We start from the raw sequence: 24,549 nt of genomic DNA on the forward strand, positions 1-24,549 counted from the left end.
CCGAACAACCCCTCAGTGCCTGAGACCCGGTTCGAAGAACTGGCTCTACGGGGTGAACTCCCAGTGCCAGGGCTCGAAGCCGCCCCGGGCCCAGGGCGGGTTGTGCCAGCCGTGGGCGGGCGCGTGGGCCAGCATCCACTGGTGCTCGGCGGTGCCGACGCTGTTCACGCCGCCGCACAGGTCCACGGCCAGGCCCAGGCCGTGCTGGCTGGTCCCGGGCCGGGCGGCCATGCCGGGCAGCATCTCCTGGAACAGGCGCACCTGCTCGTGGTAGGGCCGGTAGGAGTCGGCCACGCACATCGGCCGTCCGAACGCCTCGCGGTAGTCCCCGTCGAGTTCGATGAAGGCCTCGGCCGCGTCGGCGCGCAGCCGCTCGCCGGGTTGGGGCAGGGGGCACAGCACCGACTCCGGGATCCGCCCGTTGGCGTGCGCGGTCGCGACGCCCCCGGTGCAACCGTGGTCGGCGCTTCCCGCGGCCGAGATTTCCTCCCCGCCCTCCTTTTCCTTCTCGCCATCGTGCCAATGGCCATTGTCGTCTTTTTCGTCCTCCGCCGAAACGGCGGTGACGGCGGCCTCCGCCGATCCCCCGGAGGAGTTCGCCGCCCGCGCGTCGCGCAGGGCCTCCTCGCGGCGCCTCTCGGCGGCCTCGGCGTCGCGCACCTCCGCGAGCCGGGCCTCCAGCCGGGTCTGCTCCTCCAGCAGGTCCTCCAGGGCCGCCTCCTGGTCGGCCACGGCCTCCACCGCGTCCTCCCGGGCGCTCTCGGCGTCCTCGACCGCCTCGGCCTGCTCCGCCTGCGCGGTCTCGGCGACCCCGGCGAGGGTGTCGGTGGCCACCCGCGCGGCCTCGGCACGGCCCACGTCGGCCTCCCGGTACGAACCGAGCAGGGTGAGGTAGGCGCCCCGTTCGAGCATCCCGGCGGGCCCCTCGGGGCCGGCCCAGGCGGTGACCATGCCCAGCTCACCGCCCTTGTAGGCGGTGGCGGCCTGCCGGGCGGCGGCCAGACGGGCCGCCTCGCCGCGCTCGTCGGCCTCGCCCGCGCGCTCGCGCGCCTCGCCGCTGCGCTCGGTCAGCTCGGTGAGGCGTTCGCGCTCGGCCTCGTAGTGCTCGATCTTCTCCGACGCCTCCCGGCGCAGCGTCTCCATGCCCGCGCGCAGCGCGGCCAGTTCCACCTGTACGCTCCCCAGCGCGGTCCCCGCCGAACCGCCGTCGGAGGCGGCCCCGGGCGCGGCGGTGGAGAGGCAGAGCAGTACCGCGAGGCCGGCCGGGAGCGCGGTACTGACCGAAAAGGCGCGCACGGAGGGTCCGCGGGTTTTCCCGCGATCCGAACCCTCCGCTTTCGTGATGTCACCGAGCGTGTGTGATTCAGGGCGTGACGAGGTACGCATTTCCGCTTCCTCCCCGGGACCTGCGTCTACCGTCTTGTCACGATGTCATGTCAGTGGGGTGTTGGTGGGGAAGCTGGCGGTGTGTCCAAAAAGTTACCTCAGTCCCGGGGTGGTTTCGGACGCTATCCCTGACCTGCTGCATCGGCCATAATGCCGACAATGGCGGGCATTATGTACCGGTCGGGGGAAGAAGATCCCGCCGATCGCCGTCAAACAGCCGAAGCGAGTCCTTCGCGCCCATTGGTACGCTATCCACCGCACGCGCACCTACGGAGATCTTCGGGTGCGCGGCTCCTCTCATCCCAGGCGAGTCCAGCGGACAGTCTTCACATCTCCCCACATTCCCGCCGCTTCCGGCTCGGCGGACCTCCTGGTCTGTACCGGTTTCCCCGAAGAGCCTTCGGACGGAGCGGTCAACCCCTGGGGTCCAACCAGCCGCTCGAAGCGGTGACACGAAAGGTTGCGAGGGTCCGTGTCGACACGAGCGACGAAAAACGGGGCCGGCGCGCAGAGCGAGGCAGCGCAGGCCGAACATGCCGATGCCACGCCCAAGCGCAGAGCCGACTGGTGGCGGCCACGTAACTGGCGGGTGCGCTCCCGACTGGTGGCCCTCATCGTCATCCCCACCGCGGTAGCCCTGGCGCTCGGCGGCCTGCGGGTCTACGAGGCGGCGGTCTCCACCGTCACCCACGCGCACATCCAGGACCGCGCCGAGGTCGGCGTCCTCATCGTGGAGCTGGCCAACCAGCTGGGCCACGAGCGCAGCGCCAGCGCGGTCTACATCTCCGACAACGCCGACCCCGCGCGGCGCTCGGACGAGCTGCGCCAGCGGATGGAGGAGGAGCGCGACGCCTCCCGCGACCTGCAGCAGACCCTCTCCGCCCGCCTCGACGACATGGGCGAGGTGGACAACGAGACCGCCACGAGCCGCCTGTCCAGCATGCGCACCCAGCTCTCCACGCTGGACGCCCTGCGCACCGAGGTCGACGAGACCCGTATCACCGTCCTGCCGGTGGTCACCAAGTACCGCACGATCACCCGCTCGCTGGCCGAGTTCAACCAGACGATGGCGGACGAGACCGGCGACACCGACCTGCGCGAGAGCGTGCGCACGCTGACCGCGCTGTCCACCGCCCGGGACCAGCTCTCCTACGAGACCGCGCTGATGGGCCACTCCCTGGCCCGCAACACGATGACCGGCGGTATCGCCGAGGCCATCGACTCCGCGCGCGCCCGCTACGAGAGCGAGATCTCCAACTTCGTCCAGGCCGCCTCCGAGGAGCAGCGGCAGATCTTCGACGACAACTTCACCGGTCTGGAGGTCAGCCAGGTCTCCACGATGCGCATGCGCGTGATGTACCGCGCCGACCGCGGCGACGACCTCACCGGTGTGACCGCCAACGACGGCCCCGAGGACTACCGCGAGATCGCCGACGTGGCCCTGGGACGCCTCCAGACGGTCGAGGAGGGCATCGCCGAGGGCATCGCGGCCGACGCCGACTCCCTGCGCGACGAGGCCATGGGCCGCGCCCTGATCGACCTCTTCGTCGTCGCGGCCGTGCTCCTGGCGGTCTTCGTCCTCACCTCCCTCGTGGTCCGCTCCCTGGTGCGCCCCCTGCGCGCCCTGGAGGACGGCGCGCGCCGGGTCGCCGAGCGCGACCTGCCCGACGCGATCAACCGGATGCAGGAGGCCGGGACGGTCCCCGAGAACGTCAAGGTCACCCCGATCGAGGTCGACACGCACGACGAGATCGGCGAGGTGGCCCGCGCCTTCGACGACGTCCACCGCGTCGCGCTCACCCTGGCCTCCGACGAGGCCGCGCTGCGCAGCAACGTCAACGCGATGTTCGTCAACCTGTCCCGCCGCAGCCAGACCCTGGTGGAACGGCAGCTGCGCCTCATCGACGGTCTGGAGCAGTCCGAGCAGGACGCCGACCGCCTCTCCGACCTGTTCCAGCTGGACCACCTCGCCACGCGCATGCGCCGCAACAACGAGAACCTGCTGGTCCTGTCCGGCCAGGACAACACCCGCAAGTGGGCCCAGCCGGTCCCGCTGGTCGACGTCCTGCGCGGCGCGGTCTCCGAGGTCGAGCAGTACGAGCGCGTCAACGTGCGCGCCCCCTCCCACATCTCGGTGCTCGGCCGCCCCGTCAACGACGTCATCCACCTGGTCGCCGAGCTGGTGGAGAACGCCACCTCGTTCTCCCCGCACGACACCGAGGTCCTGGTCAGCGCCAAGACCCTCGACAGCGGCGGCGTCCAGGTCGACGTCACCGACAGCGGCATCGGCATGGCACCCGAGGACATGGCGGCGATCAACGCCCGCCTGGCCGCCCCGCCGGTCATCGACGTCGCGGTCTCGCGCCGCATGGGCCTGTTCGTGGTCTCGCGCCTGGCCCACCGCCACGGCGTCAGGCTGAGCCTGGAGGAGGCCCACGGCGGCGGAACCACCGCGCACGTCATCTTCCCGCCCGACCTGCTGATCACCCCGGTCGAGGGCCAGCACGCCCTGGGCGGCGCGGACAGCCGCCCCGAGCTCACCTCGGGCGCGCCCAACACCTACGCCGACGCCGAGGCGGCCTTCGCCTCCACCCCGGCGCCCGTCGAGCCGAACGACCCCTGGCAGACCCAGGAGAGCGGCAGCGTCCCCGGCGACCTGGGCGGCCTGCCCAGGCGTCAGCCCACCGGATCCCACACCGGGGAGCACCCGCCCAGCGGCCAGGACCTGTGGGGCAACACCAGCACCGGTTCGGTGTGGGACACCACCAGGGGAGCCGGGACCACCGGGGCCTCCTCCGGCGGCGCCAACGGCCGACCCGTGGTCGACCCCTACGACTCCTCCGAGGACGACGAGCCCCAGCGCCCGCAGCCCGAGACCGGCGGACGCAACTTCTTCGACCCGAGCCCCCGCGGCGACTCCTTCGGCGGCGGCTCCGTGGGCCGCTCGTCGGACACCGGGTCCTTCAGCAGGCCCTCCGACACGGGGTCCTTCCGCCGCCCCACCGGCGACACGGGCGAGTTCCGCAGGCCCGCCACCGACACCGGCGCGTTCCGCTCCACGGCCAACGAGTCCTACGACGCGTTCGGCGGCGCGGGCGCGCAGTCGGGCGGCCACACCGGGGCCCCCGCCGGCAACGGCGCTTCCCCGGGCAACGGAGCCTTCTCCGACAACGGCTCGGGCCACGCGTTCGGCGGCCGTGACACCGGCGCCCACGAGCGCCCCGCGGCCCGCGAGCGCGACGACAACACCGAGACCTTCCCGGCGGTCCCCTCGTCCCAGGACGGCGGAAACTGGCGCTCCGGCGGTATCGACTCCCGCGAGGGGTACGGCTCGACCGCCTACCTCTCCCGCCGCTACGGTGGCGCCCAGGGGCCGAACAACACCGTCGTGCCGCCCACCCCGTCGGGTGAGGAGAGCGACTCGCTGCCGATCTTCGACGCGATCGAGTCCAACTGGTTCAAGCGCCGCAGCGGCGGCCCCACGGTGGACACGACCGAGACCGGCCCGATCCAGCAGGTCCCGGCGGTCCAGGAGCAGCGCCCCCCGGCCAGCACCGACCAGGCGCCCCGCTCCACCCAGGAGTGGACCTCCGAGGCCGACCGCGGCTGGAAGGCCGCGCGGACCGCGGCGGAGCCCAAGGCGGACGGACTGACCACCTCGGGCTTGCCAAAACGCGTTCCCAAGGCAAACCTTGTTCCGGGGACGGCGCCCAAGCCGGAGAACTTCAAGCAGATGCCCACGCGCAGCGCTGACCGCGTCCGCAACCGCTTCTCCGGCTTCCAGAAGGGCGTCCGCGAGGGACGGGACCGGCTCGGGGAAGGCTCGACGGAGGGGTGACCTCAGTGGAACCTGGCGGGACGGGGTCCCCCTTAATCCCGGGGGCTGGATGCAATAGCATCTACCGAGCTTCTCGGACGCGTCTTACCCACAGCTCGACGAGAGCAGAACACCAGACTCCCGGCCACCCCCGCGGGAGGGGCCGGGCAGTTCGTAGAGGCAGTGCTGTCACATGCCGTGCCGGCGGTAGCAGTGCCCAGAGACCAGCCGGCGAAACTGGACAGGAGATCAGATGAGTCGACAGGTGAATGAACTCAACTGGTTGATCACTGACTTTGCCGACCGTGTCCCCGACGTGGCCCACGCGATCGTCGTCTCCTCTGACGGCCTTCCGTTGGCCTCGTCGGCGGGCTTCCCAGCGGACCGGGCCGACCAGCTGGCGGCCATCGCCTCCGGTCTGTCGAGCCTGACGCAGGGTGCTGCCCGGGTGTTCGAGGGTGGAGCGGTCGCCCAGACCGTCGTGGAGATGGAGCGGGGGCTGATGCTCATCATGGCCATCAGCGACGGCTCCTGCCTGGCGGTCCTGGCGTCGGCTGAGAGCGACCTGGGTCTGGTCGCGTACGAGATGACCCTGCTCGTCGAGCGGGCGGGGCGGGCGCTGACACCAACGGCGCGCACCTCGGGAATCCACTGAACCACCACCGACAGGAGGAAGTGGTGGCACCTCACAGTAGAGATGCCGGGAGCGCCTCGTGGTTCGGACAACAGCCGAGCGGTCCCCCCACGGGGGGAATGCCGGCGGTTCCGGGCGGCGGAGATGTTCCCCGACCAATCCAACAACCGTACGACCAACGATCCGCTGCGGGGAGTGCGCCCAGTTCTCTGGTCCGCCCCTACGCGGTGACCAAGGGCCGCACCAAGCCGAAGTCACAGCTTCCCCTGGAAGCCCTGATCTCGGCCACCGCGGCGGCCCGCAACGAGTCTGGGACGCTGACGCCCGAATGGCAGGCGATCAGCGACCTGTGCCGGGAATGGCGTTCCGTGGCGGAGATCTCCGCGCTGTTGCGGATGCCGCTCGGTGTGGCGCGGGTGCTTGTGGCGGACATGTCCGAGCAGGGACTGGTCCAGATCAGGTCCTCGCTCAACAACGACGCCCGTCCCAACACCAACCTGCTTGAAAGGGTGCTCAGTGGACTTCGCAAGCTCTAGCCCAGCCGAGGAAGGCGGTGCTGGGGGGAACGCGATGACGTCGGTCAAGATCGTCGTCGCCGGGGGCTTCGGTGTCGGGAAGACGACATTCGTTGGCTCCGTCTCCGAGATCGTGCCGCTGACCACCGAGGCGGTCATGACCAGCGCCAGCGTCGGGGTGGACGACCTCGCCAAGACGCCGGACAAGCAGACCACCACCGTGGCGATGGACTTCGGCCGCGTCTCCCTCGACTCCGACCTGATCCTGTACCTGTTCGGCACCCCCGGACAGCACCGGTTCTGGTTCATGTGGGACGACCTGGTCAAGGGCGCCATCGGCGCAGTCGTCCTGGTGGACACCCGCCGTCTGGCGGACTGCTTCCCCGCGATCGACTACTTCGAGGAGGCGCGTCTGCCCTTCATCGTGGGGATCAACGGGTTCGACGGCTACTACCCCCACGCGGCCGACGAGGTCCGGGACGCGCTGACGCTCAGCCCGGAGATCCCGATCGTCCAGGTGGACGCCCGTGACAAGGCCTCCACCAAGTCGACGCTCATCACCCTCGTCGAGCACGCCATCACGGTGGGGGACCCCGAGGGCGCGGCCGGACAGCCCACTTCCACGGGCGGCCAGAGCTCCTGGCGCTAGGAGGGCCACCCGGGCCGGGGTCCCGCACAGAGCACGGCCCGGTTCCCGTCGGACGGGAACCGGGCGTCCGTGCTGGCATCATGGCGCCATGAGCTCTTCCTCCCAGCCCGACCCAGGGGCGATGACCCGGCGGTTCCGCGAGGTGGCCGAGCGCGTGCTCGACTCCCTGCTCCACGACGCCCCCGAGTGGGCGCTGGACCTGGGCGACACCCGTGGCGCCTCCCGCCTGTCCGACCGCTCGGTCGAGGCCGACGTGCGCCGCGTCTCGGTGCTCACCGACGCCCTCGGCTCCCTGGACGAGATCGACCCCGACCTCATCCCCGTCGGCGACCGGGTCGACCTGGAGGTGCTGCGCACCCGCGTCAGCGCCGACCTCTGGCACACCGCGGAACTGCGCCCGCACACGTGGGACCCGCTGCTGTACTCGCCGGGCGAGGCCCTGCACGCCCTCGTGGAGCGCGAGGCCCTGCCCCTTCCCGAACGCCTGTCGGCGCTCGCCGCGCGCTGCGCGGCCCTGCCCGACCACCTCGCCACCGCACGCTCGCGCCTGTCGGAGGGCCCCGGCATGCCCCGCGTGCACGTGGAGACGGCCCTGGCCCAGACGGCCGGGGCCCGCGCCATGCTCGTCTCCGACGTGCCCGCGGGAGCGGCGCCCCCCGCCCTGGAACCGGCCCGCGAGGCCGCCCTGGCCGCCGTGGAGGAACACGCCGCCTGGCTGCGGGACCGTCTGGAGACCGCCACCGCCGACCCCCGTCTGGGCGAGCGCGACTTCGCCGCCCAGCTCTGGTACACCCTCGACTCCGAGCTCTCGCCCGAGGCGCTGCTGGTGCGCGCCGAGAGCGACCTGCTGGCCACGGAGGAGGCGATCGCCGAGGCGGCGGCGGAGTACCTGGGCGGGGCGCGCCGCCGCGAGGGGGTGGCCGAGGCGCTCGCCGAGCTGGCCGCACGGGGCGCCACCGACGCCGACACCGTCCGCCCCGCCTGCGCCGACGCCCTCCTGCACCTGAACGAGAGGGTGCGCGCGCTGGACATCGTGACGGTCCACGACGACCCGGTCCGGATCGTGCCGATGCCCGAGGCCCGCCGCGGGGTGTCGGTGGCCTACTGCGAACCCCCCGGCCCCCTCGACCCGCGGTCCGGGGAGCAGCCGACCCTGGTCGCGGTCTCCCCGCCGCCCGAGGACTGGCCCGCCGAGCGACGGGAGTCCTTCTTCCGCGAGTACAACGCGGTCATGCTGCGCGACCTCATGGCCCACGAGGCCGTTCCGGGTCACGCGCTCCAGCTCGCCCACGCCGCCCGGCACCAGGGCGGCACCCGGGTGGGCCGGGCCCTGTGGAGCGGCACCTTCGTGGAGGGCTGGGCGGTCTACGCCGAGGAGGTGCTGGCCCGCCACGGCTGGTCCGGCGACCGGCGCGAGGACCTGGCGCTGCGCCTGGTGCAGCTCAAGATGCGCCTGCGGATGATCATCAACGCGATCCTGGACGTGCGCCTGCACACCGGCGACATCACCGAGGCCGAGGCGATCTCCCTGATGACCCAGCGCGGGCACCAGGAGGAGGGCGAGGCCGTCGGCAAGTGGCGTCGGGCCCAGCTCACCAGCGCCCAGCTGTCCACCTACTACGTGGGCTACGCGGAGGTCTCCGACATCGCCGACGACCTCGCCCTGGCCCGACCCGCGCTCACCGAGCGCGAGCGCCACGACGCGATGCTCGCCCACGGCAGCCCGCCCCCGCGCCACCTGCGCACCCTGCTGGAGCTGTAAGGACCCGGCCGCCCGCCCGTAGAGCGGACAGCGGCGGTATGCCGAAGGGGAGCGTCCCGTGGTGGTGCGCCGCAGAGGGTTGAGCCCTTCACAAAGCCGAACCACCCGCCCGTAGAGCCCTCAGCAGCGTTGCGCCGTAGGGGGTTGGGGTGGCACGTCCTGTGACCGTTGACCCCTGGGGGTTGGGGTCGCATATGTGGTGACCGTTGACCCCTGGGGGTTGGGGTGGCATGTGTGGTGACCGTTCCCCCGTGGGGGTTGGCGTAGAGCGTGCCGGTGACGGTGGCCAGGCATCCGTAGGGCGTGCGGGTTCCCCGTCAGCCCCTGGGGGGTGGGTGGTCGTGGTGGGTACTGGCTCCGAGGTTCAGTGCTGGGGGCGGGGACCGACTGAGAGCAAGTTCGCCCGGCGAACTTGCCGAAGGAGATCCCTGCACGCCGGTCATGTGGGGTGCCTGGTGGGCGTCACGAAGGGGTTCGGGAGGTCGCCGGTGGGAACGCCCACCGGGAGTCTTCCTCAGCCCTCCGTGAGCGGGGGTACACGGTTCAGGCCAAGAGCGGCCATGAAGCCCCGCGCGTGACCGCGCGTCGTAGGGGGTCCGCAAGTTGTAGAGCGTCGCTGCGTCAGCAACCAGGCGCCCGTAGAGCCCGGGCTGGCGGGAAGGTCTCGGGGGGTTGCCGTAGAGCCTGACAGTGCCTGCCTCAGCGACCACGAACCGTCGGCCCCGCAGGGCGCGGTGTGCTGAGGGCTCCACCGGCCCCCGCCTGTCGGGTGAGGCCTTCGCTCTCCGAACTCGACACCCGCCCGCGTTCCGCCCACCTCGGCCCCGAGGTGAACACCCGCCCGGCCGGGCACTCCTGCCGCCCTCCACACGTTGGTACACCGGCGGCCGTGACGGGCACGACCGGCCCCTGCGGGTTCCCGCGGACACCCTCGGCCTCGGATGCCCCCGGAGTTGTCCACAGGCCGGGCCGGGTTCGGCCCGCGGTCGCCGTCGCGCTTCTATGCTGGAGGCGCGAAAGAGTACGGACAGGCGACGGAAACGGACGAGCCATGCGCGGTGCCGACGACGAGCACGGAGACGTTCCCGACGACCCTCCCGCCGTGGGGACGGGGAGCCCCGACGGCTGGGAGCGGCTGTGGACACCGCACCGCATGGCCTACATCAAGGGCGAGGGCAAGCCCAGCGGCTCGCGCCCCGAGGACGGGTGTCCCTTCTGCCGCGCCCCCGGACTGTCCGACCCCGAGGGCCTCGTTGTCGCCCGTGGCAAGTCGGCCTACGCGGTTCTCAACCTCTACCCCTACAACAGCGGCCACATCCTGATCTGCCCCTACCGCCACGTGTCCGACTACACCGCCCTGGACGAGGAGGAGACCGCTGAGGTGGCCGCTCTCACCCAGGCGGGCATCCGCGCGCTGGGCGCGGCCTACGGGCCGCAGGGCTTCAACGTCGGCATGAACCTCGGCGACGCGGCCGGTGCCGGGATCGCGGCCCACCTGCACCAGCACATCGTTCCCCGCTGGGGCGGTGACGCCAACTTCATGCCCGTGGTCGGTCTGACCAAGGTGCTGCCCGAGATGCTGGAGCAGACCCGGTCCAAGTTGGCCGCGCACTGGCCCAGAGAGTAGGGCGCGCCCACGGGAGCACGCGAAACGCCCCCTGGACGCCGCCCCGTCCGCCCATTCCGACCCCGATTCGCCCGACCAGCCCGTCCAGCCTGATCCGCCCGACCAGCCCACCCGAGCCCACCCGGCCCGGCCCCCGAACCGCTCCGCCCGCAGGATTCCGCCTTCCGCGGGATTCCGCCTTCCGCGGGATTCCGACTCCCGCGGTCGGGCTCCTACCTCCGGCTGGATCCCGACTCCGGCGGAATTCCAACTCCGGGGGGATTCCGACCCCCGCGGTCGGGCCCCACCTCCTCGGTGGGCCCCACCCCCGCCGGTGCGGTTCCCACCTCCACGACCGTTCCCGCCCTACGATTCCAAGAAGACATGCTGAGAATCCTTCGCCCCATGGTCTCCCGGGTCACCACTCCGCTCGGCCGGAGTCTGGCCCGACTCGGCCTCACACCGAACATCGTCACCATCGTCGGCGCCCTCGGCGTCGTCGTCAGCGCCCTGTTCTTCTATCCGCAGGGACAGCTGTACGCCGGGTCGGTCGTCGTCACGGTCTTCGTGCTCTTCGACATGCTCGACGGGGCTGTGGCCAGGGCCCGCGACAGCGCCAGCGCGTTCGGCGCCTTCCTCGACTCCAGCCTCGACCGGGTGGCCGACGCCGCCATCCTCTCCGGGCTCCTGTGGTGGTTCATCGGTGAGGGCGACGACCCCCTGCTCGCCGGACTCACCCTCTTCTGCCTGGTCAGCGGCTTCATGGTGTCCTACATCAAGGCGCGCGCCGAGGGCCTGGGCGTCAACTGCGACGTCGGCGTCGCCGAGCGCACGGAGCGCCTGGTGGTCATCCTCGTCGCCGTGGGCCTCGGCGGCCTGGACGTGCCCTACGTCCTCGCGGGCGGCCTGTGGCTGCTGGCCGCGATGAGCCTGCTCACCGTCCTCCAGCGCCTGGTGGAGACCCGTGCCCGCCTCAACGACCCCGACTACGTCGAGGGTGCCGCGGGCACCGGCGAAGTCAACGGCGGAGCCTGAGCGTACGAGGCAACGTACGAGACAACGGAACAACGGGGAGAACGGCGAACGGGGAGACGACGTGGACGAACGCACGGCCGACCTGGCCTACACGGCGGGGTGGGCGATGATCCGCCGCACACCCGAGAGCGCGGGGCGGGCGCTGTTCCGACGCCTGGCCGACCGCTCCTGGCGCGCCCACGACGAGAGCACGCGCGGCCTGGAGCGCAACCTGAGGCGCCTGGTCGGTCCCGGGGCCACGGACGCCCAACTGCGCGCGCTCTCCCGCGCGGGCATGCGCTCCTACATGCGCTACTACTACGAGATGTTCCGCCTTCCCGCGATGAGTGAGGAGTACGTCCTGGGCCGGACCCGCGCCACCGGGATCGAGGTCCTGGAGCAGCACGTCCGGTCGGGCCGAGGTGTGGTCGCCGCCCTGCCCCACATGGGCAACTGGGACCACGCCGGAGCCTGGATCGCCCTGAGGGGCACCCCCCTGACCACCGTCGCGCAGCGGCTGCGCCCCGAGAGCCTGTTCCAGCGCTTCACCGCCCACCGCGAGTCCCTGGGCATGGAGGTGCTGCCGCTGACCGGAGGCTCGAACACCGTGGGCACCCTGGCCCGGCGGCTGCGCGAGGGCGGGCTGGTGTGCCTGCTCGCCGACCGCGACATCAGCGGCACCGGCCTGGAGGTGGACTTCTTCGGGGAGCGTGCGCGCGTGCCCGCCGGGCCCGCCGCGCTGGCCCTCAGCACCGGCGCCGCCCTGATGCCGGTATCGCTGTGGTACGACGGCCCGTACTGGAACATCCGGGTCCACGACGAGATCCCCGTCGCCGCAGGAGCCACCCGCGCCGAGCGGGTCCAGGCCACGACCCAGGAGCTGGTCCGCGTCTTCGAGGGGGCGATCGCCGAGCACCCCGAGGACTGGCACATGCTCCAGCCGGTTTTCAGCGCCGACCACGCGCGCGCCGCGCGGGAGGCGACCGCGGGGACCGCTGCGCCTCCGGCGGCGGACGAGAGAACCACGCGGGGGGTGCCGGGCGACAGCGCGGTACCGAACGGCGGTGTGCGGAGAGGGCCGGGTGACGGCACCGCACCGGGCACACGCACACGGGGCGGGTTCACCGCGGCGAACGGGGTAGGGGCCCCTCAAGGCAGCGGGGCGAGGCCCCCCGGACGAGACGAACGGAACGGGTGACCGTGGGCATGCGGGTCGGCCTGGTCTGCCCCTACGCCTGGGACGTCCCGGGCGGGGTGCAGCAGCACGTCGGCGACCTCGCCGAGGCGCTCACCGGCATGGGGCACGAGGTGTCGGTACTGGCGCCGGTCGGCGACGCGGACACCGGCGCCCTGCCGGACTACCTCGTTCCCGCCGGAAGACCGGTCCCGGTTCCCTACAACGGCTCGGTGGCCCGGCTCACCTTCGGCCCCAGGGCCGCCTCGCGGGTGCGCCGGTGGATCGCCGAGGGCGGGTTCGACGTCCTGCACATCCACGAGCCGTCCGCGCCGAGCGTCTCGCTGCTGGCGTGCTGGGCGGCGGACGGCCCCGTGGTGGCCACCTTCCACACCGCCAACCCCCGGTCGCGGGCGATGGCGGTGAGCTCCCCGGCGCTGCGTTCGGCGATGGAGAAGATCAACGGCCGCATCGCCGTGTCCGAGGCCGCCCGGCGCACCCTGGTCGAACACCTGGGCGGCGACGCCGTGCTCATCCCCAACGGGGTGGCTGTGCGCAGGTTCGCGCACGCCGAACCCCTGCCCGGCTGGCCGGGGGAGGGCGGCTCGATCGGCTTCCTGGGCCGCCTGGACGAACCCCGCAAGGGGCTGGGCGTCCTGCTGGAGGCCTTCGTGCTCATGGCCCCCGAACGCCCCGGCCTGCGCCTGATGGTGGCCGGTCCCGGCGACGCCTCGGCCGCCATGGAGGCCGTCCCCGCGCACCTGCGCGAACGCGTCGTGCTGCTCGGGCGCCTGGACGACGCCGACAAGGCGCGCGCCTACCACTCCGCCGACGTGTTCTGCGCGCCCAACCTGGGCGGGGAGAGCTTCGGCATCGTGCTGACCGAGGCGATGGCCTCCGGCGCGGCCATCGCGGCCAGCGACATCCCCGCCTTCGCCGCGGTCCTGGACGGCGGTGCCGCCGGGGAGCTGTTCGCCGCGGGAGACCCCGCCCACCTGGCCGAACGCGCCGGTGCGCTGTTGGACGCGCCCGGGAGGCGTGCCGAGCTCTCGCGCGCGGCCCGCCGAGCCGTGCGCGCCTACGACTGGGACACCGTGGCCGCCGACGTCGCCCACGTCTACCGGACCGTCCTGCTGTGGGACGGGAGCGGAGACAGGGACGGGGACGGGAACGGAGACGACGAGGACGGGGGCAGACACTCCGCCGGGGTGGGCCTGGACAGCGGGCCCCGGGCCACCGCCCTGCTGCGCCGGGGGACGACGTGACCGGGGCCGTCGCAGCGGCGGCGTCCGCCGGGTGCGCGCCGGGACCCGCGGCGTCCTCTCCGCAAACCGCCCTCCGGAGACGTGTCCCGCCCCTACGCGCGCCCGTCCCCGTCTTCCGGGTGCTTGCTCCGGCTCTGCTCACGTCCGTGTGCGCTGCCAAGGCACCCGTCCCGGCGCCGTGCACGCCAAGCCCCGCGGAACGGGGTGAGCGGCCCTGACCGAGGACGTCCTCTTCGCCGCCACCGTCGTCGGCATCCTCCTGGTCCTGGTGCTGTTCGGCTTCTACCTCTCCTGGCGGGCCACCCGCCTGCACCGCCTGCACCACCGGGTCGACACCGCACGCGCGGCCCTGGAGGCCGCCCTGGAGCGGCGCCTGGCCGCCGCGTCGGCGCTGGCCGCCGCAGACGGCACCGGCGCCACGCGCGCCCTGCCCGGGGCCGCCGCTGCCGCCGACGGAGCGCGCGACCGGCAGCGCGAGCTGGCCGAGAGCGCGCTCTCGCGCACGCTGCGCGCGGCACTGGAATCTCCGGGGCCGCTCGGGCGTTCTGACATGCTGCGGCCCCATCTGATCGAGGTGGAGGCCGCCGCCAAGGGCGTCCACATGGCCCGCACGTTCTACAACGGCGCGGTCTCCGACACCCGCCGCGCCCGCCGTTCCCGGCTCGTCCGGACGTTCCGCCTGGCGGGCACGGCGCCCCTGCCGGACTTCTTCGAGATCGACGATCAGCCGCCGCGGATCCCGCTCCTGCCGGTCGGTCCCGACACCCCGTAGATACGGGCCCAGGGAAAACACCGATCTGGCTAAAACCCTCGAAAGGGGGTGGAAGTAGGATGGGGGGCTGGTCGACCAGGGTGCGCGGCGCCGACGGTGTCCGCGTACCGCCGCGTGGGGCCGCCGACTCCGCTGCCCGAGAGCAGCCCTCAGCAGAACCGAGACAACGGGAGTCCACCACCGTGGCCAACAACGCACCGAACACCTCCGACAACGCCGTCGGTACCGAGCGTGTCAAGCGCGGCATGGCCGAGCAGCTCAAGAACGGCGTCATCATGGACGTCGTCACGCCCGAGCAGGCCAAGATCGCCGAGGACGCCGGAGCCGTCGCGGTCATGGCCCTGGAGCGCGTCCCCGCCGACATCCGCAGGGACGGCGGCGTCGCCCGCATGTCCGACCCCGACATGATCGACGGCATCGTCGAGGCCGTCTCCATCCCGGTCATGGCCAAGGTCCGCATCGGCCACTTCGTCGAGGCCCAGGTCCTGGAGTCGCTCGGCGTCGACTTCATCGACGAGTCCGAGGTCCTCACCCCGGCCGACGAGGCCTACCACATCGACAAGTGGGCCTTCACCGTCCCCTTCGTGTGCGGGGCCACCAACCTGGGCGAGGCGCTGCGCCGCATCGCCGAGGGCGCGGCCATGATCCGTTCCAAGGGCGAGGCCGGAACCGGCAACGTCGTCGAGGCCACCCGCCACATGCGTTCCATCCGCGGTGAGATCCGGCGCCTGGGCACCCTGGACGAGGCCGAACTGTTCGGCGCGGCCAAGGAGCTGCGCGCCCCCTACGAGGTCGTCAAGGAGGTGGCGGCGCTGGGCAAGCTCCCCGTCCCGCTGTTCTCCGCCGGAGGCGTGGCCACCCCGGCCGACGCCGCGCTCATGCGCCAGCTCGGCGCCGAGAGCGTGTTCGTCGGTTCGGGCATCTTCAAGTCCGGCGACCCGGCCAGGCGCGCCGACGCCATCGTGCAGGCCACCCTGCACTACGAGGACCCCGCGGTCATCGCTCGCGTGTCCCGCGGTCTGGGCGAGGCCATGGTCGGCATCAACCTGGACGAGCTGTCCGACTCCCAGCGCTACGCCGGCCGCGGCTGGTAGCCGCCGCCCGGCGGACGCCTCCCGCGTCCACCGCCCGACGACGCCTACCCGCGTCCGTCGTGCGGGTGGCGGGGCCGGACCGGCCCCGCCACCCGCACTCGGCAGAACACGAGCCTACGTCCACGAGTGAGGCCGTACTTGACCGCCACACCCACCATCGGCGTCCTCGCCCTCCAGGGCGACGTCGCCGAACACCTGCGCGCGCTCCGGTCCCTGGACGCGCACACCGTGAAGGTGCTCTCCCCCGACCAGCTCGACGCCCTGGACGGGCTGGTCGTCCCCGGCGGGGAGTCCACCACCATGTCCAAGCTGGCCGTGCGCTACGGCCTGATGGAACCGCTGCGCAAGCGGATCGCCGCCGGGATGCCCGCCTACGGCACGTGCGCCGGGATGATCATGCTCGCCGACCGCATCCTGGGCGGGACCGCCGACCAGCAGACCGTCGGCGGGATCGACATGACGGTGCGCCGCAACGCGTTCGGACGCCAGACCGAGTCCTTCGAGGCCGCCGTGGACATCGACGGCTTGGGCGGCGACCCCTTCGACGCGGTGTTCATCCGCGCGCCCTGGGTGGAGTCGGTCGGCCCCGGGGTCGAGGTGCTCGGCGCAGTGCCCGGCCCCGACGAGGCCGGTAGGATCGTCGCCGTACGGCAGGGCGGCCTGTTGGCCACGTCCTTCCATCCCGAACTGACCGGCGACACGCGCATCCACCGCCTCTTCGTCGACATCGTGAAAGGACATTCATGAGCGGCCACTCCAAGTGGGCCACCACCAAGCACAAGAAAGCCGTCATCGATGCCAAGCGCGGCAAGCTCTTCGCCAAGCTGATCAAGAACATCGAGGTGGCCGCGCGGACCGGCGGTGGAGACCCCGACGGGAACCCCACGCTCTACGACGCCATCCAGAAGGCGCGCAAGAACTCCGTGCCGCTCGACAACATCGAGCGCGCCCGCAAGCGCGGCTCCGGTGAGGAGGCGGGCGGCGCCGAGTGGCAGACCATCATGTACGAGGGCTACGCCGCCGGTGGCGTCGCCCTGCTGGTGGAGTGCCTGACCGACAACCGCAACCGCGCCGCCTCCGAGGTGCGCGTGGCCGTGACCCGCAACGGCGGCAACATGGCCGACGCCGGTTCGGTGTCCTACCTCTTCAACCGCAAGGGCGTCGTCATCGTGTCCAAGGAGGGCACCACCGAGGACGACGTGACCCTGGCGGTGCTGGACGCCGGTGCCGAGGAGGTCGAGGACCTGGGCGACGTCTTCGAGATCGTCTGCGAGGCCACCGACCTGGTCGCCGTGCGCACCGCGCTCCAGGAGGCGGGCATCGAGTACGACTCCGCCGACTCCAGCTTCCTGCCGACCATGGAGGTCCCGGTCGACGCCGAGACCGCCAAGAAGGTCATGCGGGTGGTGGACGCGCTGGAGGACTCCGACGACGTGCAGAACGTCTTCACCAACGCCGACATCCCCGACGAGGTCATGGCCGAGATCGGCTGACTTCCCGGTCAGGCGACCTCCCGCAGCAGGTCGCGAACGCGCGCGGGCGCCTCGTGGAGTGCGAGGTGGCCCGCGCTCGCGATCGTGCGCACGTCGGTGCCCAGCAGTCTGCGTACCGCGCCGCGCAGCAGCGAGGGTGTGAAGACGCGGTCGTGGGCCCCGGTGGCCACCGTGACGGGCGTGCCCGACCAGTCCCGGAAGTCCTCGCCCCGCAGTATGCCCGGGACCGGGTTGGGGCGGCAGTGCCGTGCGACCAGGGTCGCCCACTCCGCGAGCGGGTGGGTCGCGCCGCCCGCGGCGACGGGCCCACTGAGCAGGCCCAGGAGCCGCGAACTGGTCCGCTCGCCCGGTGAGAGCCGCCAGGAGAACGTGGCGCGCAGCCTCTCCCCGTCCATGACGGGGGCGGCCAGGCCCGCCGGACCGACCAGCACGAGCCCCGCCACCAGCGGCGAGGGCGTCGCCGCAAGGGCGGCCGCGGCGCCCGTGGAGTGCCCGAGCAGGATCACCGGTTCGGAGGTGACCCGGGGTAACAGCGCGTCCAGCCAGGCGCCGTAGGCGTCCGCCCGGCCGAGCAGGGGGCGCCGGGAGTCGCTCGTGCCCGGGTGCCCGGGCAGGTCGGCCAGGAGCACGGTCCGGTCGGCGCGCAGCACCCGCGCGGTCGCGACCAGGTTCGCCGACCCCAGGATGGCCCCGGACAGCAGCAGGACGGGGGTCCCCGGTCCGCCCGGCAGGACGTGCACCCGCGTCGCGCGTCCGGCGGCGGTCACCGCCCCCGGCGACCGCAGGTCGCGGGCCCCGCCCAGTGCGCGCTCGCACCAGGAGCGCACCGCGATCTCACCGGCGTCGGACCGGTAGATCCGGGTGAGGGACAGCGTGGACATCGTTTACCTTCTCGTGGCAGGGACGTCCCCGCTCCGGAGCCGGGACGCGGGGCGGGGCGCGCGGGAACCGCGTGCGCGAGGAGGGGCGCCTTCGTCGACGCCTCGGTCGCAGACGCCTGAACAGGAGCCCCGCGCCCAAGGGCTGGGCGCTTGTACGGCACGACCGCCTCTACGCGAGGCCGGACCCCGCGCGAGCGGGAGCCGGTGGGCGGGTGGGCTCGCCCACCGGCTCCGTGTTCGGGGTCCCCGCGCGCGAGGGCCGGTGCCCCTCGGGGACACCGGCGCCGGAAGCAGGGGGTCAGCGCAGCGGGTCGAGCGCCTCCAGCGCGCCCGGGCGGACGCCGGTCGCGATCTGCTCGGCCAGGAGGCCGCCGGTGACCGGGCCGTGCGTGAGCCCCCACATGCCGTGGCCGCCCGCGACGAAGACGCCGGGGGTGCGGGTGGCCCCCACCAGGGGCACACCGTCGGAGGTGACCGGCCTGGGGCCCACCCAGGCGTCGGTGCGCTCCTGCCAGCGCACTCCCCGGAGGTAGGGGCCGGCCGAGCGCTCGACGGCCTCGACCCGCCGCGGGACGAGCGCGTCGTCTGGGCCGCGGAACTCCATCGTTCCGGCGACCCTCAGCGCCCCCTGGTAGGGGGTGCACGCCACGCGGGCCTCCGGCAGGTAGACGGGGCCGGGCACCGGCTCGTCGGTGGGGACGGTGAAGGAGTAGCCCCTCCCGGCGCGGACCCGGGCGCGCACGCCGTGCTCGGCGGCCAACCGGTCGAACCAGGCGCCCGTGCACACCGCGACCGCGTCCGAGCGCAGCCGTTCGCCGTCGCCGGAGACGGTGACGACCGCGCCGTCCTCCCGGTGGACGCCGACCGCCTCGAACCCGGTGCGCACCCGACCGCCGCGCTCGCGCACCGAGGCCGCCAGGTTGCGGACGAGGGCGCCGGGGTCCACGTGGCGCTGTCCGTCCAGGCGCACCGCCGCCCCCACGGTCCCCGAGGCGTGGGGGAGGACCTCGCGGACCGCCGCCCCGGTGAGGGCGGTGTGGTCCACCTCCAGCCCCGAGGCCGCGATCCGGCCCAGTTCGCGAAGGAGCGCGACGGCCGAACGCGGCGAGCGGAACAGCGCGGTGACGGGCGCGCGGACCTCAGTGGTCTCCACGCCGCCCTTGGCCAGGGCGTCGAAGGCGTCCAGGGCCCCGGTGTTGAGGGGCAGGTTGGCGCGTACGGCCCTCTCCCAGGCGTCCCAGCGGCAGTGCGCGGCGAAGCGGGCCAGGAACAGCCACAGGTCCGGCGAGGGCGACAGCGGAACCGACAGGGGCGCGTCGCGGTCGAGCAGGGAGCGCAGACCGTAACGCAGCACGCCCGGCTCGTTCAGGGGGATGGCCAGGCCCGGCGAGAGCCATCCGGCGTTGCCCCACGAGGCCCCGGAGCAGACCCCGTCCCGGTCCACGAGGGTGACGCGGACGCCGCGCTCCTGGAGGAACCAGGCCGTCGACAGGCCGACCACCCCCGCGCCCACGACCAGCACGTGCTGGACCCCGCCGACACGCCCCACGTCCGCCATCGCCCCTGTTCCCCCTGTTCACCGTGTCCGTCGGTCCCCACCATGCTCGCTTTCCGCCGTGGGGGCCTTGTCGGGAGACGACAATCGGATACGGGGTTCCTGTGCCGTTCGGACAAGGGTGCGGCGGGGCCCGCGTTCGGGTCAGGGCAGGCGGGAGAGCACCTCGGCGGTGAACTCGTCCGTGCCCGCGCTGCCGCCCAGGTCGGCCGTGCGCACGGGGGAGGAGGCCAGCACGGCGCGGACCGCGTCCATGACCTGCGCGCCCGCCTCCGGGTGGCCAAGGTGGTCGAGCATCATCGACGCCGACCAGATGGCCCCCAGCGGGTTGGCCAGCCCCTTGCCGGCGATGTCGGGCGCCGAGCCGTGCACCGGCTCGAACATCGACGGGTACTCGCGCTCGGGGTTGAGGTTGGCCGACGGCGCCACCCCGATACCGCCAGCCACGGCCGCGGCCAGGTCGCTGAGGATGTCGCCGAACAGGTTCGAGCCCACGATGACGTCGAACCGCGCCGGGTCCAGGACGATCTTGGCGGCCAGGGCGTCGATGTGCTCCTGCTCCCAGGCGACCTCCGGGTGGCGCGCCGCGCGCTCGGCCACCAGTTCGTCCCAGAACGGCATGGTGTGCACGATGCCGTTGGACTTGGTGGCCGAGGTCAGCCTGCCGCCGCGCCGCCCGGCCAGGGCGAAGGCGTAATCGAGCACCCGTTCCACGCCCCTGCGGGTGAACACCGACTCCTGGAGGGCCGCCTCGTACGGGGTGCCCTCGTGGATCCGTCCGCCCACGCGCGAGTACTCGCCCTCGTTGTTCTCGCGCACGACCACGAAGTCGACCCCGCCGGGCAGCGCCCGCGCGACCGGGCTGGGCACCCCCTCCAGGACGCTGATCGGCCGCAGGTTGACGTACTGGTGGAAGCCGCGGCGGATGGGGATGAGCAGCCCCCACAGCGACACGTGGTCGGGGACGCCGGGCCAGCCCACGGCGCCCAGCAGGACGGCGTCGTGGTGGCGGATCCGGTCCAGGCCGTCGTCGGGCATCATGGCGCCCTCGGCCAGGTAGCGTGCGCAGGACCAGTCGAACTCGTCGTAGGAGAAGGAGAGCGCGTGGTGGGCGCCGATCCGGTCCAGGACGGCCCTGGCGGGCGGCAGGACCTCCTTGCCGATGCCGTCACCGGGGATCGTGGCGACGCGGTAGTGCTTCATTGCGGTGTCCTTCCGTGGGGTGTGCGGGGGTGTGCGAGGGTCTTCGGGGGCGTTCGGGCCCGACGGGGCCCTGCTCGTCCCGGCGGGGCCGGTCCGTCTCATCGCGTTCGGGCCCGACGGGGGACCGGGCCCGGTCGCGGAGGGCCCGGCCGGGGGGACGGGGAGCCGCGCTCGGACGTCGGCCGGGACCACGCGGTGCCCCGTACGGTGCGGGACAGGGGGACGCGGGAACCGCGCCCGGGGCGTGCTCAGGGCGCGGGGTCCCCGCTCAGGAACGCGCGCAGGTGCCGTGCCGTGGCCTCGGGCGCCTCCTCGGGCACGTAGTGGTCGCAGTCCAGCGCGTGGCCGCGCACGTCGCGGGCGTATCCGCTCCAGGCGTCCGGCACGTCGTAGTGGCGGCCCACGAAGCTGTGCCGACCCCACAGCAGCAGGACAGGGCACTCCAGGCGGCGCCCGGCGTCGGCCCGGTCGTGCTCCAGGTCGATGGAGGCCGCCGCCCGGTAGTCCTCGCAGGAGGCGTGGATCGCGGCCGGGTCGCTGAAGCAGCGCACGTACTCGTCCACGGCGGCGGGTGCGAAGGGGGTGCCGCCGCGGTGGCGGGCGTTCATACGGGTGCGGACCCAGAAGTCCGGGTCCTGCCCGATGAGGTGCTCGGGGATGCCGTCGCCCGCCGCCAGGAAGAACCAGTGGTGGTACCCCAGGGCGAACTCGGCGTCGGCGTGCTCGAAGGCGTAACGGGTCGGCACGATGTCCAGCGCGCACAGCGCCGTGACCGCCTCCGGGTGGTCCAGGGCGAGGCGGTGGCCGACCCGGCCGCCGCGGTCGTGGCCCGCCACGGCGAAGGAGTCGAAGCCCAGTTCGCGCATGACGAGGTACTGGTCCCGCGCCATGGCCCGCTTGGCGTAGGGTGCGTGCCGCTCGTCGGAGGCGGGCTTGTCGCTGTCCCCGTAGCCGCGCAGGTCGGTCATGACCAGCGTGAACCGGTCCGCCAGGAGCGGTGCGACGCGGTGCCAGATCAGGTGTGTCTGCGGGTAGCCGTGCAGCAGCAGGAGCGGGGGGCCGTCCCCGCCCAGACGGACGTTGACGCGCACACCCCCGGCGTCCACGGTGCGGCGGGCGAACCCGGAGGGGAGGAGGTCGCTCATAGATGGATTCCAACAGGCCGGGGGCGCGGGCGTCCAAGACCGGCTGTCGATATCGTTGATAGGTCCGGCCTATAAGGAGGATCGGTGGACGTCCGGCATTTGGAGTACTTCCTGGCCGTGGTCGACCACGGCGGGGTGAACCGGGCGGCCTCGGCCCTGTACCTGTCCCAGCCGTCCCTGTCCCAGGCGGTCCGGGCCCTGGAACGCGACCTGGGCAGCGACCTCTTCCACCGCATCGGCCGCCGCGTGGTGCTGACCGAGGCGGGACGCGCGCTGATCGAGCCCGCCCGCGAGGCGGTGCGCGCCCTGGACCTGGCCCGCTCGGCGGTCGAGTCGGTGCGGGAGCTGCGCGGCGGACGGGTGGACGTGGCAGTGCTGCCCACCCAGGCGATCGAGCCGCTGACCGGCCTGGTGGCGGGCTTCACCCGACGCCATCCGGAGGTGTCGGTGTCGGTCCGCAGCGCGCTGACCACGCGCGACGCCGTCGAGATGGTGCGCACCGGCGCCTGCGAACTCGGCGTGGTGGCCACCTCCGAGCCGTTCGCGGGGGCGGGGGTGCGGGCCCATCCGCTGGCGCGCCAGAGCTTCGTGCTGCTCGCCCCGCCCGACGGGCCCTTCGCCGCGGGGGAGCCCGTGCGCGCCGAGCGCCTGGAGGGGCAGAGGCTGATCGTGGGCCAGCACGGCTCGGGCATGCGCCGGTTCGTCGACGAACTGGTCGCGGACGGCCTGGACGCCCGGGTCGCCGTGGAGAGCGAGCACCGGGTGTCCCTCCTGCCGCTGGTGCTGGGCGGGGCCGGGATCGCGGTGGTCACCGACGCCTGGCGGGACCTGGCCGAGCGGGCCGGGGCGCTGGTGCTGGACCTGGAGCCCACCGGCCACCTGCACGTGTCCCTGGTCAGCAGGAGGGGACCGCTCACCGCGGCGGCGGAGGCGTTCGTGGCCCACGCGGTGGGCTGAACCCGCAGGGGCGGGCCCGGGACCGCTGGACGGACCCGGGATCAACGCCCCCACCGGTGGTTCGGGCTGATCAGCTCTTCGGGGTCCGACGGGTTGAGTCTGCCCGGGCCGAAATCCGACGCGGTGATCCCGAAACCGTGTCGGCGCAGTACCGTCACCGCGTGGTCCAGGGACTCGCAGTCGGTGATGAAGCCCCGGTCACCCGCACTGTTCGGCCTGATGCTGTAGTACAGCTTCTTCTCGTCATCGTTGCAGACGAAGAGGACTGCGTTCCCGGGGATCTTCACGCGCGGGCGCTCAGCCGACCATGTCGAAGGCGGAGACCACCCTGGTCGGGCGCAGCCGCACCGCGAGTTCGCCGGGCACGCCGTTGCGCCGCCCGAATTCCTCGGCCCGCTCGGGCCCCATGTAGCGGCGGGCGATCGCGGTGGCGGTGCGCACCAGCTCGTCGGGGTCCTCGGAGACGACGGCCTCGCCCTGCACCTGCACGAAGGCGTACGGCGGCTCGGGAAGGTCCACGGTGAGCGCCACCCTGGGGTCGCGCGCGATGGACCGGCCCTTCGCGGTGGAGGCGCCGGTGTTGAAGACGATGTCGCCGTCCTCGACGACGAACCACACCGGCGCCGCCAGCGGCCGTCCGTCCGAGGCGGTGTAGGCGAGCATGCCGGTGCGGGTGCCCTGGAGCAGGAAGTCGCGGACCCGGGGGTCGGAGAGAGAAGTCACGGACCCACGCTAGTGGGCGGGTTCCGATCCCTACGGGAGGACGGGGCACCGGGGTGCCCGCGTGTCGGCGCGCCCGCGCGTATCGGTACGATCCGCGCAACACGGGCGTCCGCCGAGGGCGGTCGGACACGGGAGAGGGGTGCCATGGACGGGGTCGTGCCGGACGACGGGACGTGGCGGATCGGTGCCCGTGAGGGCGTCGCCCTCTCGGCGCGCTGGTGGAAGTGGGTGTGGTCGGCGCCGGAGGGGTGCGACCCGGTCCGGGACGCCACCGGCGAGCACGCGGCCCGCAACCAGCCGGACGACCTGTGGTTCCTCGCCGGTACCTACGGGGGCAGGGTCGTGCGCCGGTGCGAGGTGCCCGCGGGGCGACCCCTGTTCTTCCCGGTGTTCAACATCTTCTAGCAAGGAACCCCGGCCGTTCACGGCCGGGAGGAACCGCTTCCCTCACCCGAACGGGCGGTTAGTCTGGGCGTTTTTGCTGGTCGATGTACTCCGCGATCACCGACAGCGGTGCGTCCCCGCACGAGGCGGCGAAGTAGGACGGCGACCACAACCGGTTGCCCCGCAGGAACCGTCGCACGTGGTCGGGGAACTGCTTGCGCAGGTAGTGCGCCGAGGTGCCCTTGAGCCGGTTGACCAGTGTCGAGACAGGGAGTTTGGGCGGGTAGTGCACGAGCAGGTGGACGTGGTCGTCCTCGCCGTTGAACTCGCGCAACTCAGCTCCCATGGTCTCGCACACCTGGTGCATGACCTGTTCGCAGTGGTCGAGCATCTGCCCGGTGAGGACACCACGCCGGTACTTGGTGACGGAGACAAGATGAGCGTGAAGGTCGGATACGACGCTTCTTCCACGCCTGACATTGGGATCTGGTTTCCACCTTGGTGACATGGACAAGACGGT

At 72.8% G+C, this 24,549-nt stretch carries 23 protein-coding genes; 15 read left to right on the forward strand and 8 right to left on the reverse strand.

Going from position 1 to position 24,549, the window contains the following annotated elements:
- Positions 1 to 45 precede the first annotated feature (45 nt).
- Positions 46 to 1,296 (reverse strand): D-alanyl-D-alanine carboxypeptidase family protein, encoded by a 1,251-nt coding sequence (locus tag AC0VX6_RS07905; protein ID WP_274976851.1) that lies wholly within the window; start codon positions 1,294 to 1,296, stop codon positions 46 to 48.
- A gap of 679 nt (positions 1,297 to 1,975) precedes the next feature.
- Between AC0VX6_RS07905 and AC0VX6_RS07910 the strand changes: the two genes are divergently transcribed.
- The 13 genes from AC0VX6_RS07910 to AC0VX6_RS07970 all read left to right on the forward strand — a co-directional run bounded on the left by AC0VX6_RS07910 (position 1,976) and on the right by AC0VX6_RS07970 (position 17,181).
- Positions 1,976 to 5,224, forward strand: coding sequence for a sensor histidine kinase (locus AC0VX6_RS07910; protein WP_475469283.1), 3,249 nt, complete (start codon positions 1,976 to 1,978; stop codon positions 5,222 to 5,224).
- 232 nt (positions 5,225 to 5,456) lie between these two features.
- Positions 5,457 to 5,858, forward strand: a complete 402-nt coding sequence (locus tag AC0VX6_RS07915; RefSeq protein WP_013151865.1) for a roadblock/LC7 domain-containing protein — start codon at positions 5,457 to 5,459, stop codon at positions 5,856 to 5,858.
- 98 nt (positions 5,859 to 5,956) lie between these two features.
- Positions 5,957 to 6,373 carry a DUF742 domain-containing protein gene (locus tag AC0VX6_RS07920; RefSeq protein WP_223839293.1) on the forward strand — a complete coding sequence of 139 codons (417 nt, stop codon included), beginning with the start codon at positions 5,957 to 5,959 and terminating at the stop codon, positions 6,371 to 6,373.
- Between the two features lie 34 nt (positions 6,374 to 6,407).
- A complete protein-coding gene (locus AC0VX6_RS07925; RefSeq protein WP_013151867.1) occupies positions 6,408 to 7,001 on the forward strand; it encodes a GTP-binding protein in 594 nt (197 codons plus the stop codon).
- Positions 7,002 to 7,122: 121 nt separating this feature from the next.
- Positions 7,123 to 8,763, forward strand: coding sequence for a DUF885 domain-containing protein (locus AC0VX6_RS07930; protein ID WP_475469284.1), 1,641 nt, complete (start codon positions 7,123 to 7,125; stop codon positions 8,761 to 8,763).
- 1,051 nt (positions 8,764 to 9,814) lie between these two features.
- On the forward strand, positions 9,815 to 10,390 hold the full coding sequence (locus AC0VX6_RS07935; protein ID WP_274976852.1) for an HIT family protein: 576 nt from the start codon (positions 9,815 to 9,817) through the stop codon (positions 10,388 to 10,390).
- A 384-nt stretch (positions 10,391 to 10,774) separates the two neighbouring features.
- Positions 10,775 to 11,404, forward strand: a complete 630-nt coding sequence (gene pgsA / locus AC0VX6_RS07940; RefSeq protein WP_274978088.1) for a phosphatidylinositol phosphate synthase — start codon at positions 10,775 to 10,777, stop codon at positions 11,402 to 11,404.
- Positions 11,405 to 11,465: 61 nt separating this feature from the next.
- Entirely contained in the window at positions 11,466 to 12,581 is a 1,116-nt protein-coding gene (locus tag AC0VX6_RS07945) for a phosphatidylinositol mannoside acyltransferase (RefSeq protein ID WP_274976853.1), read from the forward strand.
- A complete protein-coding gene (locus AC0VX6_RS07950; protein ID WP_475467965.1) occupies positions 12,578 to 13,822 on the forward strand; it encodes a glycosyltransferase family 4 protein in 1,245 nt (414 codons plus the stop codon). Before AC0VX6_RS07945 ends, AC0VX6_RS07950 begins: the two co-directional genes overlap by 4 nt.
- Positions 13,823 to 14,090: 268 nt before the next feature.
- Complete coding sequence (locus tag AC0VX6_RS07955; RefSeq protein WP_274976855.1) at positions 14,091 to 14,594, forward strand: hypothetical protein; 504 nt, start codon at positions 14,091 to 14,093, stop codon at positions 14,592 to 14,594.
- A gap of 182 nt (positions 14,595 to 14,776) precedes the next feature.
- Positions 14,777 to 15,688, forward strand: coding sequence for a pyridoxal 5'-phosphate synthase lyase subunit PdxS (gene pdxS, locus AC0VX6_RS07960; RefSeq protein ID WP_274976856.1), 912 nt, complete (start codon positions 14,777 to 14,779; stop codon positions 15,686 to 15,688).
- Positions 15,689 to 15,826: 138 nt separating this feature from the next.
- Positions 15,827 to 16,435: a pyridoxal 5'-phosphate synthase glutaminase subunit PdxT gene (gene pdxT / locus AC0VX6_RS07965; RefSeq protein ID WP_274976857.1), complete on the forward strand. Its 609-nt coding sequence runs from the start codon at positions 15,827 to 15,829 to the stop codon at positions 16,433 to 16,435.
- The gene (locus AC0VX6_RS07970; protein WP_212640880.1) at positions 16,432 to 17,181 is read left to right on the forward strand and encodes a YebC/PmpR family DNA-binding transcriptional regulator; all 750 of its coding nucleotides are present in this window, start codon (positions 16,432 to 16,434) and stop codon (positions 17,179 to 17,181) included. Before pdxT ends, AC0VX6_RS07970 begins: the two co-directional genes overlap by 4 nt.
- An 8-nt stretch (positions 17,182 to 17,189) precedes the next feature.
- On the opposite strand, the gene AC0VX6_RS07975 is transcribed toward AC0VX6_RS07970, so the two are convergent.
- The 4 genes from AC0VX6_RS07975 to AC0VX6_RS07990 form a co-directional block, all read right to left on the reverse strand.
- Positions 17,190 to 18,062 carry an alpha/beta fold hydrolase gene (locus AC0VX6_RS07975; RefSeq protein ID WP_475467967.1) on the reverse strand — a complete coding sequence of 291 codons (873 nt, stop codon included), beginning with the start codon at positions 18,060 to 18,062 and terminating at the stop codon, positions 17,190 to 17,192.
- Positions 18,063 to 18,360: 298 nt separating this feature from the next.
- Positions 18,361 to 19,620: an NAD(P)/FAD-dependent oxidoreductase gene (locus tag AC0VX6_RS07980; protein ID WP_475467968.1), complete on the reverse strand. Its 1,260-nt coding sequence runs from the start codon at positions 19,618 to 19,620 to the stop codon at positions 18,361 to 18,363.
- 141 nt (positions 19,621 to 19,761) lie between these two features.
- Entirely contained in the window at positions 19,762 to 20,820 is a 1,059-nt protein-coding gene (locus tag AC0VX6_RS07985; RefSeq protein ID WP_475467969.1) for a tartrate dehydrogenase, read from the reverse strand.
- Between the two features lie 248 nt (positions 20,821 to 21,068).
- Positions 21,069 to 21,965, reverse strand: coding sequence for an alpha/beta fold hydrolase (locus AC0VX6_RS07990; protein WP_475467970.1), 897 nt, complete (start codon positions 21,963 to 21,965; stop codon positions 21,069 to 21,071).
- A gap of 84 nt (positions 21,966 to 22,049) precedes the next feature.
- Here AC0VX6_RS07990 and AC0VX6_RS07995 point away from each other — a divergent pair, with 84 nt between their 5' ends.
- Positions 22,050 to 22,922: a LysR family transcriptional regulator gene (locus AC0VX6_RS07995; RefSeq protein ID WP_475467971.1), complete on the forward strand. Its 873-nt coding sequence runs from the start codon at positions 22,050 to 22,052 to the stop codon at positions 22,920 to 22,922.
- Between the two features lie 41 nt (positions 22,923 to 22,963).
- On the opposite strand, the gene AC0VX6_RS08000 is transcribed toward AC0VX6_RS07995, so the two are convergent.
- A complete protein-coding gene (locus AC0VX6_RS08000) occupies positions 22,964 to 23,209 on the reverse strand; it encodes a hypothetical protein (RefSeq protein ID WP_274976863.1) in 246 nt (81 codons plus the stop codon).
- A gap of 10 nt (positions 23,210 to 23,219) precedes the next feature.
- Positions 23,220 to 23,645 (reverse strand): PPOX class F420-dependent oxidoreductase, encoded by a 426-nt coding sequence (locus AC0VX6_RS08005; protein ID WP_013151882.1) that lies wholly within the window; start codon positions 23,643 to 23,645, stop codon positions 23,220 to 23,222.
- A gap of 144 nt (positions 23,646 to 23,789) precedes the next feature.
- Between AC0VX6_RS08005 and AC0VX6_RS08010 the strand changes: the two genes are divergently transcribed.
- A complete protein-coding gene (locus AC0VX6_RS08010) occupies positions 23,790 to 24,050 on the forward strand; it encodes a hypothetical protein (protein WP_274976864.1) in 261 nt (86 codons plus the stop codon).
- A gap of 58 nt (positions 24,051 to 24,108) precedes the next feature.
- Here AC0VX6_RS08010 and tnpA read toward each other — a convergent pair whose 3' ends face one another.
- Positions 24,109 to 24,537 carry an IS200/IS605 family transposase gene (gene tnpA, locus AC0VX6_RS08015; protein WP_475467972.1) on the reverse strand — a complete coding sequence of 143 codons (429 nt, stop codon included), beginning with the start codon at positions 24,535 to 24,537 and terminating at the stop codon, positions 24,109 to 24,111.
- Positions 24,538 to 24,549: the final 12 nt, after the last annotated feature.

Source organism: Nocardiopsis sp. iso_25 (assembly GCF_056173305.1).